Raw genomic sequence first — 14,829 nt, forward strand, 5'->3', positions numbered from 1 at the left:
GTTGATCGTCGAACTGGGCGCCTTCGCCCTGATCCTGGCGCTGGTGCTGTCGGTGCTCAGCCTGGCGCTGACCACGGCGGGCCGTCTGCGGCTCAGCCCGGTGCTGGCCGGGGCGGGGGGCGGCGCCATGCTGGCCTCGGCCGCAGCGATCGCCCTGGCCTTCGCCGCCCTGATCTACGCCTTCGTGGTGTCGGACTTCTCGGTGTCGAACGTGGCCATGAACAGCCACACCGACAAGCCGGTCTTCTACAAGGTCGCCGCCGCCTGGGGCAGCCATGAAGGCTCCCTGTTGCTGTGGTGTCTGGTGATGACGGTCTTCGGCGGGGCGCTGGCCCTGGCGCGCGGCCTGCCGTTCGGGCTGAAGACCTCGGCTGTGGCCGTGCAGGCGGCCCTGTCGAGCCTGTTCCTGGCCTTCGCCGCCTTCACCTCCAACCCCTTCTTCCGGCTGGACCCGGCGCCGGTGCAGGGCGCGTCCCTGAACCCCCTGTTGCAGGATCCGGCGCTGGCGGTGCACCCGCCGCTGCTCTACGGCGGCTATGTCGGGTTTTCGGTCTGTTTCTCGCTGGCGGTCGCCGCCCTGATCGAGAAGCGCGTTGATCCGGCCTGGGGCCGCTGGGTGCGGCCGTGGGCGTTGGCGTCCTGGGCCCTGCTGACCGTCGGCATCGCGCTGGGCTCCTTCTGGGCCTATTACGAACTGGGCTGGGGGGGCTGGTGGTTCTGGGATCCGGTCGAGAACGCCAGCTTCATGCCGTGGCTGGCGGGCGCGGCCCTGCTGCACTCGGCCATCGTCACCGAGCGGCGCGGGGCGCTGGCGGGCTGGACCGTCTTTCTGGCGATTCTGGCCTTCACTTTCTCCATGCTGGGCGCGTTTTTGGTGCGCTCGGGCGTGCTGACCAGCGTTCACGCCTTCGCCGTCGATCCCCAGCGGGGCATGATGCTGCTGGCCATTCTGAGCGTGGCTGCGGGCGCGGCCTTCATCCTGTTCGCCCTTCGCGCCCCGGCCATCCGCTCGGGCGCCGCCTTCGCTCCGGTCAGCCGCGAAGGCGCGCTGGTGCTGAACAACCTGTTCCTGACGGCGGCGGCGGCGACGGTGCTGTTGGGCACCCTTTATCCGCTCATTCTGGAGGGCGTGACGGGGGCGACCATCTCGGTCGGCCCGCCCTATTTCAACGCCGTCTTCAACCCGTTGATGATCGTCGCCTGTCTGATCCTGCCCGCCGGGCCGCTGCTGGCGTGGAAGCGCGGCGATCTGAAGGGGGCCTTGCAGCGCCTATGGCTGGCCGCCGCCCTGGCCATCGCCGCCGCCTTCGCCGCCTTCTTCCTGTTCGAGCCGAAGAAGGCGCTGGCCGCCGCAGGGCTGGGCGTCGGGGCGTGGCTGATCTGTGGCGCGCTGGCGGAGCTGGGCGTGCGCACCAAGGCCTTCCGCGCGCCGCTGGCCGAGACTCTGCGTCGCGCCAAGGGCTTGCCGCTGGGCGCCTGGGGTATGGCGCTGGCCCACGCCGGTCTGGGCGTCTTCATCCTGGGGGCCGTGGTCGAGACCAGCTTCAAGGCCGAGGCCGCGCTCGCCCTGCCGCTGGGCGGCGAAGTCGCGGCGGGGCCGTGGAAGGCGCGGCTGGATGCGGTTCAGGTCATCGAAGGTCCGAACTACCTGGCCGAGCAGGGCCGTCTGACCATCATGCCGGTCGACGGCCGCGCGCCCGAGCGCGTCATCACCGCCGAGCGCCGCTTCTTCCCGGCGGGCGGCCAGACGACGACCGAGGTCGGCCTCGACTTCCGCGGTCTGGACGACGTCTACGCGGTCATGGGCGACCGGGCGGCGACCGACGCCGGCGAGCGCGCCTGGATCGTGCGCATCTACTACAACCCGTGGGCGCGGTTGATCTTCCTGGGACCGGCGCTGATGGCGCTGGGCGGGCTGATCTCCCTGCTGGACCGGCGCCTGCGCGTCGGGGCGGGTTCGCGCGTGAAGAAGGCCGCCCAGCCGAGCGAGCCAGTCGAGGCGCAGGCGTGAGGCGCGCCGCCGCCCTGTTCGCCGTCGTCCTGCTGGCCGGCGCCGCCGCGCCCGCGCTGGCCGAGCCGCCGCCTGCGCCGGATCGTCCGCTGACGGACCCGGCAGACGAAGCCCGCGCCCGCGCCCTGTTCGGCGACATCCGCTGCGTCGTCTGCCAGCACGAATCCATCGCCGACAGCCCGGCCGGCATCGCCGCCGACCTACGCGGTCTGGTGCGCGAACAGATCGCCGCCGGAAAGACCGACGACGAGATCAAGGCCGACCTGCTGCGCCGCTACGGCGACTATGTGCTGTTCCAGCCGCCGCTGCGGATCGGCACCTGGCTGTTGTGGTTCGGCCCCTTCGCCCTGGCGGCGGGGGCGGGGGTGGTGCTGGTCCTGCGGGCGCGTCGGCGCAGTGCGGGCGAGGCCGCGCCCCTGACGCCGGAAGAAGAACGCGCCCTGGCCGCCCTGACGGCGGACGACGAAGCGAGGCGCTGAGCTACGCCCTATCTCCCGCTCATCCCGTCGGACGCCGGGATCCAGGTCTTTGGGTGTAAACGTGGCGGATGATGTTCTCACTGAGCCCCGGCGTCCGCCGGGGTGAACGGAGAGAAGGGGCTGGCTCCTGTCCATTTGGAAAGCCTTTCGCCGCCTTCCTGACGCAGACGCGCCACACCGCGAACGACGATCAGAAACAATCATCGCGACGGCGTGCATTGGCTTGAGCCGTAACGCCCTATATCCATGGGCGAACGGAGCTTTTCCGTATCCGCCAGTAAAGACTGCAAGGACGACGATGCTGAAACGCAAGGAGTTCATTCTGGGGGCCGCTGTCGGCCTGACCTTCGCCGCCGCCGCGACGGCGGGCGGGGTCATCACCTGGCCGGGCGCCGAAGCCGCGCCCGCCGCCAAGGTCGGACAGCTGGTTCCCTCGGCCGGGGCCGGAGCGCTGGCCTTCGCCCCGCCGCAGGGCGCGCCGCTCAGCTTCGCCGACATCTTCCAGCAGGTCGCCCCCGCCGTGGTGCAGATCGACGTGAAGACCCGCGTCCAGCGCCCGCGTGGCGGCGTGTTCCAGATCCCCGGCTTCGGCGCCGTGCCCATCCCCGGCGCGCCGGGCGGCTCAGGCGAGGAAGGCGAAGACAATTCGACTACGGCCCTGGGCGCCGGCTCGGGCTTCCTGATCTCGGCGGACGGCTTCATCGTCACCAATAATCACGTCGTCGAGAACGCTGAGGAGATCAACGTCAAGTTCAGCGACGGCCGCGAGTTGAAGGGCAGGCTGATCGGCCGCGACGAGGGCACTGACCTGGCCGTCATCAAGGTCGAGGGTTCGGCCTTCCCCTTCGTCAGCTTTGAAGAATCCGCCGAGCCGCGCGTCGGCGACTGGGTCATCGCCGTGGGCAACCCCTTCGGCCTGGGCGGCACGGCGACGGCGGGCATCGTCTCGGCCAAGTCGCGCGACATCGATCCGGCCGGCTACAACGAATATCTGCAGATCGACGCCGCCATCAACCGGGGCAACTCGGGCGGACCGACCTTCGACATCTATGGCCGCGTGATCGGCGTGAACACGGCGATCTTCTCGCCGTCGGGCGGCTCGGTCGGCATCGGCTTCGCCATTCCGGCGACCACGGCCAAGGCTGTCACCGACAAGCTGATGCGCGGCGAAAGCGTCGAGCGCGGCTATCTGGGCGTTCAGATCCAGACCCTGTCCAAGGATGCGGCGGCCGCCCTGGGGCTGAGCGAAGACACCAAGGGCGCCTATGTCGCCGAGGTGACGGCCGGGGCCCCTGGCGAACGTGGCGGAATGCAGATCGGCGACGTGGTCGTCAGCGTTAACGGCGATGCGGTCGACAGCTCGACCGAACTGACTCGCCGCGTGGCCCGCGCCAAGCCCGGCGACACGCTGCGGCTGGAAGTTCTACGCGACGGCAAGCGCCAGACGTTGAACATCCGCGCGGGCACCCGTCCGTCGGAAGCCGAACTGAACGGCGGCCAGGATTCGGGCGCTCAGCAACCGGGCGAGGATGGCGCAGCTGTCGGCCAGTCGATCGAGGGCATGACGGTGACGCCGATCACTGCGGCCCTGCGTCAGCGCTACTCGATACCGGAGGATATGCAGGGCGTGGTGGTCACCGCCGTCGCTCCGCGTTCGGAAGCAGGCAAGATGCGGATGCCGGTCGGTACGGTCATCCAGCGCGCCAACAACCGCGTGGTCCGCACCGAGGCCGATCTGAAGGCGGCTGTCGACAAGGCGCGGGCGGCGGGGCGGCCGGGGGTCTTCCTGTTGGTGCGAACCCCGGCGGGCAACTCTTCGGTGGTTCTGCCCTTCGCCAAGTCTGAATAAGGCGTAACTCACGAGATCGGCGGCGATGCGCTAACATCGCCGCCGAATCTTTTTTGGGAGGCTGCATGCGTATTCTGGTGGTTGAGGACGACGCTGAAGCCGCGACCGCCATGGTGCGCGGCCTCAGCGAGGCCGGGCACGAAGTCACCCATGCGGTGGACGGCGCCTTCGGCCTGCTGGAGTCGCAGAAGGGCGGCTACGACGTCTATGTCGTGGACCGCATGATGCCGCGCCTGGACGGCGTCGGCATGGTCGAGACCATCCGCAAGGGCGGCGATCAGACGCCGGTCCTGTTCCTGTCCGCCCTGGGCGAGGTCGAGGATCGCGTCACGGGTCTGAAGGCGGGCGCCGACGACTATCTGGTCAAGCCCTACGCCTTGGCCGAACTGGTCGCGCGGGTCGAGGCCCTGTCGCGCCGCCGCGAGACGGGCGGGGTCCAGACCGTGCTTAAGGTCGGCGACCTGGAGATGAACCTGATCGCCCGCACCGTCCACCGCGACGGCCAGGAGATCGACCTGCAGCCGCGTGAGTTCCAACTGCTGGAGTTCCTGATGCGCCACGCCGGCCAGTCGGTGACGCGGACCATGCTGCTGGAGAAGGTCTGGGAGTACCACTTCGACCCACAGACCAACGTCATCGACGTCCACATCAGCCGCCTGCGCTCCAAGATCGACAAGGGCTTCGACAAGGCCATGCTGCAGACCGTGCGCGGCGCGGGGTACCGGCTGGAGGCGTAAGGCCCCGGCATGAAACTGCCCTCGCTCTTTCGACGGACGCCTTTCCGGCTGACGCTGCTGTTCCTAGCGCTGTTCGTGGCGACGGCCAGTGCGGTGCTGGCCTATGTCTACTTCGCCTCGGCGTCCGAGGCGCGGGCGCGGGCGGAGGCCAGCGTCAAGGCCGAGGTCGAGGGGCTGACCGCCGTCTATCGCACACGAGGGCGCGACGCCCTGAATCAGGTGTTGGTTGAGCGCACGCTGAAGGGCGGGCCCTACCTCTATCTGCTGATGGCGCCGGATCGCTCGGTCATTACCGGCAATGTCTCGGAATCGCCGCTGGATCCGCCCAAGGCGGACGCGCCGCCGTCGACTGCGCGCTGGGACGACTTCCGCCTGACCGATACGGACGAGGACGGCCGCGTGCGCCGTCGCGGGGCCATCGGCGTGGAGATGACCCTGTCCGGCGGAGAGCACCTGTTCGTCGGCGAGGACATCGGAGACATCGAAGCCTATCTGGCGCGGCTGACCCAGGCCCTGTGGGGGGCGATGGTCATGGTGCTGGTGCTGGGCGTCGGCGGCGGGCTGTGGATCAGCCGGGGCGTCGAGCGCGCCATGGCCGGTCTGAACCGCGTGGTGGCGGCGGTGCAGGAGGGCGACTTGAAGACGCGCGTCCCGATCCGCCACTCCGGCGACGAGCTGGACGAACTGGCCGAGGGGCTGAACGGGATGCTGGACCGGCTGGAGGGCTCGATGGCCTCGATCCGCCACGCGGGCGACGCCATCGCCCATGACCTGCGCACCCCGCTGAACCGGATGAAGGCCAAGATGGAGGTCGCCCTGATCGACGCCGAGGCGGGGCGGACATCGGGCGTCGACGCCCTCAGCGTGGCGCTGGAAGAGGCCGACGCCCTGCTGAAGACCTTCAACACCGTGCTGGCCATCGCCCGTCTGCAGGCGGGCGGGGCGCCCGATCCCAAGGTGTTCGACGCCGCCGATCTGGCCGCCGACATGGCCGAGCTGTACGAACCGGCGGGCGAGGACAAGGGGCTGGAGTTCGCCGCCGAGATCGAAAAGGGGCTGATGATCGAGGGCAATCAGCCCTTCCTGGCCCAGGCCCTGGCCAATCTGATCGACAACGCCATCAAATATACGCCGGAGGGCGGGGCGGTGATGTTCCGCGCGCGCCGCCGTTCGTCGGGCGACGTGGAGTTTTCCGTCACCGACAATGGGCCAGGCGTGCCGGACGAGGATCGCGAACGCGTGCTGCAACGCTTCGTCCGCCTGGACAACAGCCGCACCGAGCCGGGGTCGGGCCTGGGTCTGTCGCTGGTGACAGCGGTGGCCGAGGCGCACGGCGGGCGCATCCAGCTGGACGAGGGGCCGGGCGTCTATGACGGGCGCGGGCCGGGTCTGCGCGTGGCCCTGATACTGCCGGCCGCCAGCCGGGCGCTTGAGGCTGAGGCGTGAGCCACGCTCTGGCGACGCGGTTGCGGCCGTGCGGCCCCGTGCGCGACGCAGAGGCGGCGGCGCGCCTGCATGAACGGCTGGCCGAGGCGGCGGACGCCGACGGCTGGCGCGCGACGCTGGATGCGGCCTGGACGGCGCTGGAGCCGGTCTTCGCCGCCCCGCCCTATCTGGCGGGCTTGGCGCGGCGCTGGCCGGATCGGCTGCGGCGAACGCTGGACGCCGATCCTGAGACGCGGCTGGCGGAGATTCTGGCGGCGGCGGACGCCCTGAGCGGCGCGCCGGATGAGGCCAAGGCGCCGCTGCGTCATTTGAAGGCGGAACTGCATCTGCTGACGGCGCTGTGCGATCTGGGCGGGGTCTGGGATCTGGATCAGGTGACGGGCGCCCTGTCGCGCTTCGCCGATACGGCGGCGCGGGCGGCGCTGAGGATCACGGCCGACGATTGGCGCAGGCGCGGGCGTCTGGTCTCGGCGCCTGACGATCCGCGCGGGCCGGTGCCGGGCCTGTTCGTCCTGGCCATGGGCAAGGGCGGGGCGTTCGAGCTGAACTACTCCTCGGACATCGATCTGTCGCTGTTCTATGAGCCGGAGACGCTGGAGAGCGCCCTGGCCGAGGGCGTGGAGATGCAGGGCTTCGTCAACCGTCTGGCGCAGGGGCTGACGGCGCTGTTGGCCGAGCGGACGGCGGACGGCTACGTCTTCCGGGTCGATCTGCGGCTGCGGCCCGACCCGTCCTCGACCCCGCCCGTGGTCGCGGCGCCGATGGCGCTGGCCTACTATGAATCCGTCGGCCAGAACTGGGAGCGGGCGGCCTTCATCAAGGCCCGCGTCTGCGCCGGGGATGCGGCCGAGGGGGCCGCCTTCCTGAAGGCGCTGGTCCCCTACATCTGGCGGCGCAGCCTGGACTATCAGGCCGTGCTCGACATCCAGTCGATCAAGAAACAGATCCACGTCCACAAGACCGGCGAGGGACTGGAGGCGGCGGGCGCCAATCTAAAGCTGGGCCGGGGCGGCATCCGCGAGATCGAATTCTACGTCCAGACCCAGCAGCTGATCCTGGGCGGACGCGATCGGTCCCTGCGCTCGCCACGCACCCTGGAGGCGCTGGACGCCCTGAGCGCCGCCGGCCACATCGCGCCCGAGGCGCGCGACGAGCTGCGCGCCGCCTATGTCGAGCTGCGTGCGCTGGAGCACCGGGCGCAGATGCTGGCGGATGAGCAGACCCACATCCTGCCCGTCGATCCCGAACGCCGCGCCGATGTGGCGGCCCTGGCGGGGCAGGGCGATCTGGCGGCCTTCGACGCCGAAATCGAGCGCCTGCTGGTGCGGGTTAACGCCCGCTATGGCGAACTGTTCGAGGGCGGCGAAGACCTGTCCTCGCCCTACGGCAGCCTGGTTTTCACGGGGGTTGAGAACGACCCCGGCACGCTGGAGACCCTGGCGCGCATGGGCTTTTCCGAACCCGCCACGGTGTCCGACACGATCCGCAGCTGGCACCACGGCCGCATCCAGGCCACGCGCACGGCGCGGGGGCGAGAGCTGTTCACCCGCCTGGCGCCGCAACTGCTGACGGCGGTGGCCAAGACGGGAGCGCCGGACGCGGCCTTCCGCCGGTTCGCCGTCTTCTTCTCGGGCCTCAGCGCAGGGGTGCAGGTGCAGGCTCTGTTCCTGAACCAGCCCAAGCTGTTCGACCTGGTGGTCGGGGTCATGGCCTTCGCACCGCGACTGGCGCGGGCGCTGGGGCGTCAACCGCAGGCTCTGGACGGGGTGCTGGACGCGCGCTTCATGACGGCCCTGGGCACCGACACCGGCCTGGCCGATCAGGTGGTGCGCGAGGCGCATGAGGCCGGCGATTTCGAAGGGGCCATGAACGCCGTGCGCCGCCTGCACCGCGAACAGACCTTCCGCATCGGCATGCATGTCGTCACCGGCCGGACCACGGCCGAGCAGGCCGGGCTGACCTACACCTCCCTGGCCGACGCCTGCATGAAGGGGCTGGCCCCGGCGGCCCTGGCCGAGGCTGAGCGAATGGGCGGGGCCTTCGACGGCGCGGTCGCCGTGGTGGCCCTGGGCAAGGCCGGGTCGCGTGAGATGACGGCGGGGTCCGATCTGGATCTGATGACCGTCTATGCGGCGCCGCCCGAGGCGGTGTCCGCCGGGCGCGGCTGGAGCGCCGAGACCTTCTACGGCCGCTTCACCCAGCGGTTCATCGCCGCCTTATCCGCCCACACCGCAGAGGGCGGGCTGTATGAGGTCGATATGCGGCTGCGGCCGACTGGCTCCAAGGGGCCGGTGTCGGTGCGGCTGGAGACGTTACAGGCCTATTACGCCGAAGAGGCGGACACATGGGAGTTCATGGCCCTGACGCGCGCCCGGGTGGTCTGGGCCAGTGATGCGACGTTTGGTCCGCGCGTCACGGCGGTGCTGGAGGAGGCTCTGCGGCGGCCGCGCCCCGGCGTCGATGCGGCGCATGACGTGCGCGCCATGCGCGACCTGATGGAGCGCGAGCGACGGGCCAAGGGGTTCTGGGATCTGAAGCTGTCGGCGGGCGCGCAGGTGGATGCGGAGTTCGTCGGCCAGTATCGTCAGCTGACGGCCGCCGCCGCCGGCCGACCGTTGACCGTCTCGACGCTTGAGGCGCTGAAGGATGACCCGATCCTGGCTGACAGCTGGCGCACGCATCAGCAGTTGTCGCAACTGACGGCCTGCGCCTTCGAGGACAGGAACGACCCGGATCAGGAGCCGTCAGGCTTTCAGAAGCGCCTGGCCGCCACGATAGGCGCGCCCGATTTCGATACGCTGAAAGCGCGCCTGATCGATCTGCGGATGCGGGCGCGGCGGGCGTTCGATGCGGTCCTGCCCCCTATCCGCGACGGAAACTGATCCGGATCGCGTTCAATCTCTCGACAGGGATGCTTTCGGGGCGGCTTCGCCCCAGGAGACCATCGAGATGAAGACCACATTCGCCGCCGCCGCTGTTTCCGTCTTGCTGTTGACGCTGGGCGGGGTTGCCGCCGCACAGACCACGGCCCCCGGAACGGCGCCCCAGCGCCAGGCGCGTATGGCCCAGCCGGTCACTCAGGCCGACTTCGTTCAGCGCCGCGTCGAGCGGCTGCGCGCCGCAGATGCGAACCGCGACGGCCAGGTCACGGCCGAGGAGATGCACGCGCACGCTCAGGCGCGCCGCGCCGAACGTCGCGCCGCCCAGTTCGACCGGCTGGACGCGGACAAGAACGGCGCCGTCAGCCGCGCCGAATTCGAGGCTCCCCGCCAGCAGATGCGGGGGGATGGTCGTGAACGCGGCGGCCGTTGGGGCCATGCGCGCCGGGACGCGGAACAGGGGCGCATGGGCGGGCGTGACATGCGCGGTCGGAACATGCGCGGCGAGGCTGATCGCTTCCCCATCGCCATCGCCGAGGTTGAACGCAAGGCGACCGAGACCTTCGCCCGCATGGACGCGAATCGCGATGGAACGCTGACGGTGGAGGAGCGCCGCGCCGCCATGCAGGCGGGCCGCGCCGAGATGCGTCAGAGGCGCGAGCCGCGCCCGGCGTCGCCTTCGGCGCCGGTTTCGGAGTAAGGTGATGTCGGGGACGGCGGATGGACCGCTCGCCCTTTTCTCGGCCGACCAAAGAGGCGTGATTGGCGAAGACCGCCGACCCCGACGAGGACCTGGTGAAGCGCGTAGGCGCGGGCGATCCTGCAGCCGTTCAGGCCATGGTCGCGCGCAAGCTGCCGCGCATGTTGTCGCTCGCCCAGCGAATGCTGGGCGATGCGACGGAGGCTGAGGACGTGGCCCAGGAAGCGATGCTCAGAGCCTGGAGGCAGGCGCCGCGCTGGACGCCGGGGCAGGCGCGCTTCGACACCTGGCTGCATCGGGTGGCCCTGAACCTCTGCTACGACCGGCTGCGGCGACGGCGCGAGATCGCGACCGACATGCCGCCGGATGGAATCGACGAGGGCCCGGCGCCGGATCGGGGCCTGCTGGCTGCCGAGACCGGGGTCCGGGTTGAACGCGCGCTGGCGCGCCTGCCTGAGCGCCAGCGCGAGGCCATCGTCCTGTGCCACTATCAGGAGCTCGGCAATATCGAGGCGGCCGCCCTGATGGAGATCAGCGTCGAGGCGCTGGAAAGCCTGTTGTCGCGCGGGCGACGGGCGTTGCGGACGGCGCTCGCGGACATGGCGCCGCATGGCGCTGCGAAGGCGATGGGGAGATAGGGGGCTGAAGATGACGACGATGAACCTGGAACGTTTTGAGTATCTGGCCGACGCCTATGGCGCAGACCTGCGACGCTGGCCCGAGGCCGAGCGCGAGGCGGCGCGGCTGCTGATGGCCGCCGATCCGCGCGCCGGTGTCGTGCTGACCGAGGCCGACCTAGTGGACGCCTTCCTGGACGCCGCGCCGCGCCAGGCGCCGTCGCATGCGCTGCGTGAGCGGGTCATCGCCGATGCTGCGGGCGCGCGCCTGGGACAACGCCGGCGCGGGCTGGGGCCTCTGGCCTGGATGTCGGGCGCAGGCTGGGCGGCGGCGGCCTGTGCGGGCGTGGCCTTCGGCATGGTGCTGACCGGTCAGATGACGGCCGAGACCCGCGCCGACACCGTGCTTTATCAGGCCAGTCTGACGGCGCCCGACGACGCAGAAATCCTGGCCGCAGGCCTGGGGAGATAAGCATGAACAAGGGTCTGAAGATCGCCCTGGCCGCGTCGGTCGCTTTGAATATCTTCGCCGTGGTCGGCGGGGGCACCGCCTGGGTGCTGTCGCGCAAGGCGGCGGAACAGGCGGCCGAGGGGCGCAAGCCGGGCCGCAGCGAACCGGTCTGGGCTGTGGTCGAGGCGCTGCCGTCGGCCGTTCGTGACCAGGTGAAGGGCGAACTGCGCGCCAATGCCCTGCAGGCGCGACCGGACTTTGAGGACTCGCGCGCGGCGCGACGCGAGGCCATCGCCTTGACGGCGTCCGACAGCTTCGACGCGGTGGCGGTCGCAGCCTTACTGGAACGCTCTCGCGCGTCCGAGATGCGTGGACGCGCCCGTCTGGAAGCCGGGGCGGTCGAGACCCTGGGGCGCCTGTCGCCGGAAAACCGCAAGGCTTTGGCGCCCATTCTGTCGCGTCACAAATCGAAATCGCGCGAGAAGTGCAATCCGACGCCGCCGCCGCAGGCGACGGAAAAGGCCAAGGATCAGGCGGGTGATCAGGCCGCCCGCTGAACCCGTTGAATCGGAGCGCCGAGCGGGGCCATAGCGCCTGCGGGAGCGCACACGGGCAGATCAAACCAGACCGTGGTGCCGCGTCCAGGTTCGCTGTCGATCGTCATCTGGCCGCGATGCAGCTCTATCAGGGACTTGGTCAGGGCGAGGCCCAGTCCCGTGCCCTGCGTCGATTTGGAATGCTGGCCCTCGACCTGTTCAAACGGTTGAGCCAGGCGGCTCAGATCCTGCGCCGAGATTCCGATGCCGGTGTCCGCGACGGCGATCCGCATCGTCTCGTTGTTCAGCGGGACGACGCTGACTTTTACGGCGCCGCCTTCGGGGGTGAACTTCACGGCGTTTGAGATCAGGTTCAGCAGCACCTGCTTCAGTCCGCGCTGATCGGCTTCCACGCGAAGGTCGTCGGGGCAGGACAGGCTGAGGCGCAGTTGTGATTCCAGCGCCTTGCCGCGCATCAGCCGCACGGCGTCGGCGCACAGCTGGTCCAGGGCCACGACTTCATAGTGGAGCGTCAGTTTGCCGGCTTCGATCTTGGCCATGTCCAGGATGTCGTTGATCAGGCTGAGCAGGTGCTGGCCCGAGGCGTGGATGTCGGCGGCGTAACCCTTGTAGCGATGGTCGCCCAGGGGGCCGAACATCTCGCCCGCCATGATTTCCGAGAAGCCGTTGATGGCGTTCAGCGGCGTGCGCAGTTCATGGCTCATATTGGCCAGGAACTCGGACTTGGCGCGGTTGGCGTCCTCGGCGCGGGTCATGGCGACCTCGTATTTGCGCGCCAGCAGCGAGAGCTTGTCCTGGCTGGCCTCCAGCTCCTCGACCATGGCGCGCAGTTCGTCGGCGGCGCGGCGGCGTTCAGCCTCCTGGCGACGCACAACGGTGATGTCGGCGCAGATGACCACCGTGCCGCCGTCGCCGGTGAACCGTTCAGCCATCTGCAGCCAGCGACCGTCCTTCAACTCGACCTCGCGCACGCCCGCGCGCCCCTCGACGGAGGGCCGTTCGGTCTTGATGGCGTCTGCGGCGATCCGCGTCAGCTCGTCCTTCAAGGCGCCGCGCCGCACCACGCCCGGCGGAAAGGCGAAGGCGTCCTGGAAGCCCTGGTTCCACAGGATCAGCCGCCCGCGCCGGTCGAACAGGACGAAGGCGTCGGACACGCTTTCGATGGCGTCGCGCAGGCGGCTCTCGGCGGCCTGGGCCTGGGCCTTGGTGCGGCGGGCGTCGGTGACGTCCAGCGCCACGCCCATCAGATTGACGAAAACGCCGTCGCGGCGCGGCTGGCGCGACTGGCCGCGTGCATCGATCCAGCGGATGCTGCCGGACTTCAAGGGTACGGGGAAGGCGGCCTCGAAGGCGCCATGCAGGGCGGCTTCGTCCAGGGCCTGATGCAAGGCGTCGCGATAAGAAGGGTGGACCCGGTCCATCAGCGCCTGCGTCGTCAGACGCGACCCGTTCTCGACCTCAAGCAAGGCGGCCATGTAGTCCGAGAGGATCATTTCGCCGCGGCCGATGTCCCATTCCCAAACGCCGCAGCGCGCCGCCTCGACCGCCACGCGAAAGCGTCGCTCGGTTTCGGCCCAACGCCGCCCGACGCGCATCTGACGCCAATTTTGCACTGCGATCACAGCCAGCATCAGCACCACCAGCAGCAGAGGGCCGGCCAGCACCCAGGCGTCTTCGAGCCAGGCGGCCAGGCCATGGGCGTGCGGCAATGCGGCGACGACCGACAGGCCCGTGTCGCCGATGGGGGCGACGGCCGCCAACTGCGCCCGACCGTCCGGCCCCTTGACCGCGCGGCCCGGCTCCGCCGGAGTCTGACCGGACGGCATGACGCTCAGGGCGGCGTCTTTCAGCGTGGCCTTCAGCGACGGCAGGGGCGTGCGGGCCAGAAGCACCGTCCCGCCCGCTGCCGTGACGCTTTGAGTCAGGCCGTCGTCGCCCAACTGGACGGCGTGAAGGGCGATTGCCGGCGCGGAGAGCCGTGCGCCGCTGGCGGCCAGGACGCGGCCTTCGGCGCTCAGGATCATGAAGGCGGCTTCGGGGGCCAGGGCGCGGGCCTGATCCAGGGCGGCGGCGGGTTGACCGGGGGCCTGGGCCAGTGCGCGCGCGCCGGCGCGCAGGGCCAGGGCGGCGCGATCCGCCTGGGCCTCGACCTGAGAGGCGGCCAGGCGGGCCTCCAGCGCCAGAGCCTCGATGCGAGCGGCTTCGGCTTCACGGCGCGGACGGTCCGCCTCACGCAGCACCAACAGAGCGTAGGCGGCCAAGGCCAGGGCGACGGCGAGCGCCAGGATGCGCACCCAGGGCGCGGATCGCGCGTCCTGCTGGTCCGTGGCCCTGCGGCCCGGCCCATAGCTGCGCCGCTCTGTGCCCTGCAAAGGCGACCTCCTGTGCCGATTCAACGCGGAATCTAGGCTGCGTCGCCGACTCCTGTCGAGGGTCGGCGGGGCCGGAGGCTGCGCCGGGGCGCTAAGCGTCGGTTTCGGAAAGGGTTACATCTTCGCGGGCGGCGGGCCGCGTCGCTTCAGGCGGGGGCGCCAGGACGTCGGTGATCCGGCGCAGCACGGTCTGGGCCTGACGCGCCAGGCGCACGGTCTCCGGCGGGGCGTCCTCGGGCGCTTCCGCGACCGAGGCCAGAAGTTCTCGCGCCAGCCCCATCAATTCCGGCGCGGCGGCGATCAGACGCGACTGGAATTCGATGCGTTGGGGATCGCGGTCGTATTCCGCGCCCGGCACGCGCCAGCCGCCCCAGTCCGCCTTGTCCGTGACGACGACCGGATAGCTGCCGGGGAAGGGATGATGGGCGCAGTCGGCGGCGTCCTGCCACTTGTTTCGGGCGCGCAGGACGCGCCAGTCGCCCAGGGCCGTGGCCGCGCGATCCTCCGTCGGGAGTTGCAATTCGCCGCCGGCGAATTCGCGGCCCAGGCCCACGTCGTAAGTGATGCGGACAGGCTCGTCGAAGCCCTTGGCCCAGACAGGGTTGACCTTTTCGACCTGGGCCCAGACGCCGACGCTCTCGACCCAGACCTTCTGGCCCTTCTGGAACTGGGCGCGCGCCATGCCGGTCTCCCCTCGCGATCAAGGGGAGAGCATGGCGCGCCAGCCGTTA

The 14,829-nt window shown here is 70.2% G+C and carries 12 protein-coding genes; 10 read left to right on the plus strand and 2 right to left on the minus strand.

Features of this window, described 5'->3' with window-relative positions; translation table 11 throughout:
- The first annotated feature begins 1 nt into the window (after position 1).
- The 10 genes from AC3A3G_RS06165 (at position 2) to AC3A3G_RS06210 (ending at position 11,726) form a co-directional block, all read left to right on the plus strand.
- Positions 2–2,011: a heme lyase CcmF/NrfE family subunit gene (locus AC3A3G_RS06165; protein ID WP_487487775.1), complete on the plus strand. Its 2,010-nt coding sequence runs from the start codon at positions 2–4 to the stop codon at positions 2,009–2,011.
- The gene (locus AC3A3G_RS06170; RefSeq protein WP_487487776.1) at positions 2,008–2,490 is read left to right on the plus strand and encodes a cytochrome c-type biogenesis protein; all 483 of its coding nucleotides are present in this window, start codon (positions 2,008–2,010) and stop codon (positions 2,488–2,490) included. The genes AC3A3G_RS06165 and AC3A3G_RS06170 overlap by 4 nt, the downstream gene beginning before the upstream one ends.
- A 298-nt stretch (positions 2,491–2,788) precedes the next feature.
- Complete coding sequence (locus tag AC3A3G_RS06175) at positions 2,789–4,339, plus strand: Do family serine endopeptidase (protein WP_487487777.1); 1,551 nt, start codon at positions 2,789–2,791, stop codon at positions 4,337–4,339.
- 65 nt (positions 4,340–4,404) lie between these two features.
- Positions 4,405–5,076, plus strand: a complete 672-nt coding sequence (locus AC3A3G_RS06180) for a response regulator transcription factor (protein ID WP_292055863.1) — start codon at positions 4,405–4,407, stop codon at positions 5,074–5,076.
- Positions 5,077–5,085: 9 nt separating this feature from the next.
- Entirely contained in the window at positions 5,086–6,522 is a 1,437-nt protein-coding gene (locus tag AC3A3G_RS06185; RefSeq protein ID WP_487487778.1) for a sensor histidine kinase, read from the plus strand.
- Positions 6,519–9,404 carry a bifunctional [glutamine synthetase] adenylyltransferase/[glutamine synthetase]-adenylyl-L-tyrosine phosphorylase gene (locus AC3A3G_RS06190; protein WP_487487779.1) on the plus strand — a complete coding sequence of 962 codons (2,886 nt, stop codon included), beginning with the start codon at positions 6,519–6,521 and terminating at the stop codon, positions 9,402–9,404. Before AC3A3G_RS06185 ends, AC3A3G_RS06190 begins: the two co-directional genes overlap by 4 nt.
- Positions 9,405–9,471: 67 nt before the next feature.
- Positions 9,472–10,101: an EF-hand domain-containing protein gene (locus AC3A3G_RS06195; protein WP_200215643.1), complete on the plus strand. Its 630-nt coding sequence runs from the start codon at positions 9,472–9,474 to the stop codon at positions 10,099–10,101.
- A 62-nt stretch (positions 10,102–10,163) separates the two neighbouring features.
- A complete protein-coding gene (locus AC3A3G_RS06200; protein WP_200215645.1) occupies positions 10,164–10,739 on the plus strand; it encodes an RNA polymerase sigma factor in 576 nt (191 codons plus the stop codon).
- Between the two features lie 10 nt (positions 10,740–10,749).
- Positions 10,750–11,190: a hypothetical protein gene (locus AC3A3G_RS06205; RefSeq protein ID WP_200167116.1), complete on the plus strand. Its 441-nt coding sequence runs from the start codon at positions 10,750–10,752 to the stop codon at positions 11,188–11,190.
- A gap of 2 nt (positions 11,191–11,192) precedes the next feature.
- Positions 11,193–11,726 carry a periplasmic heavy metal sensor gene (locus AC3A3G_RS06210; RefSeq protein WP_487487780.1) on the plus strand — a complete coding sequence of 178 codons (534 nt, stop codon included), beginning with the start codon at positions 11,193–11,195 and terminating at the stop codon, positions 11,724–11,726.
- On the opposite strand, the gene AC3A3G_RS06215 is transcribed toward AC3A3G_RS06210, so the two are convergent.
- Positions 11,711–14,098 (minus strand): PAS domain-containing sensor histidine kinase, encoded by a 2,388-nt coding sequence (locus tag AC3A3G_RS06215; RefSeq protein WP_368923602.1) that lies wholly within the window; start codon positions 14,096–14,098, stop codon positions 11,711–11,713. The genes AC3A3G_RS06210 and AC3A3G_RS06215 overlap by 16 nt on opposite strands.
- A gap of 91 nt (positions 14,099–14,189) precedes the next feature.
- Complete coding sequence (locus tag AC3A3G_RS06220) at positions 14,190–14,780, minus strand: hypothetical protein (protein WP_200215649.1); 591 nt, start codon at positions 14,778–14,780, stop codon at positions 14,190–14,192.
- Positions 14,781–14,829 lie beyond the last annotated feature (49 nt).

It is taken from the genome of Brevundimonas sp. Soil_N_31, assembly GCF_057655995.1.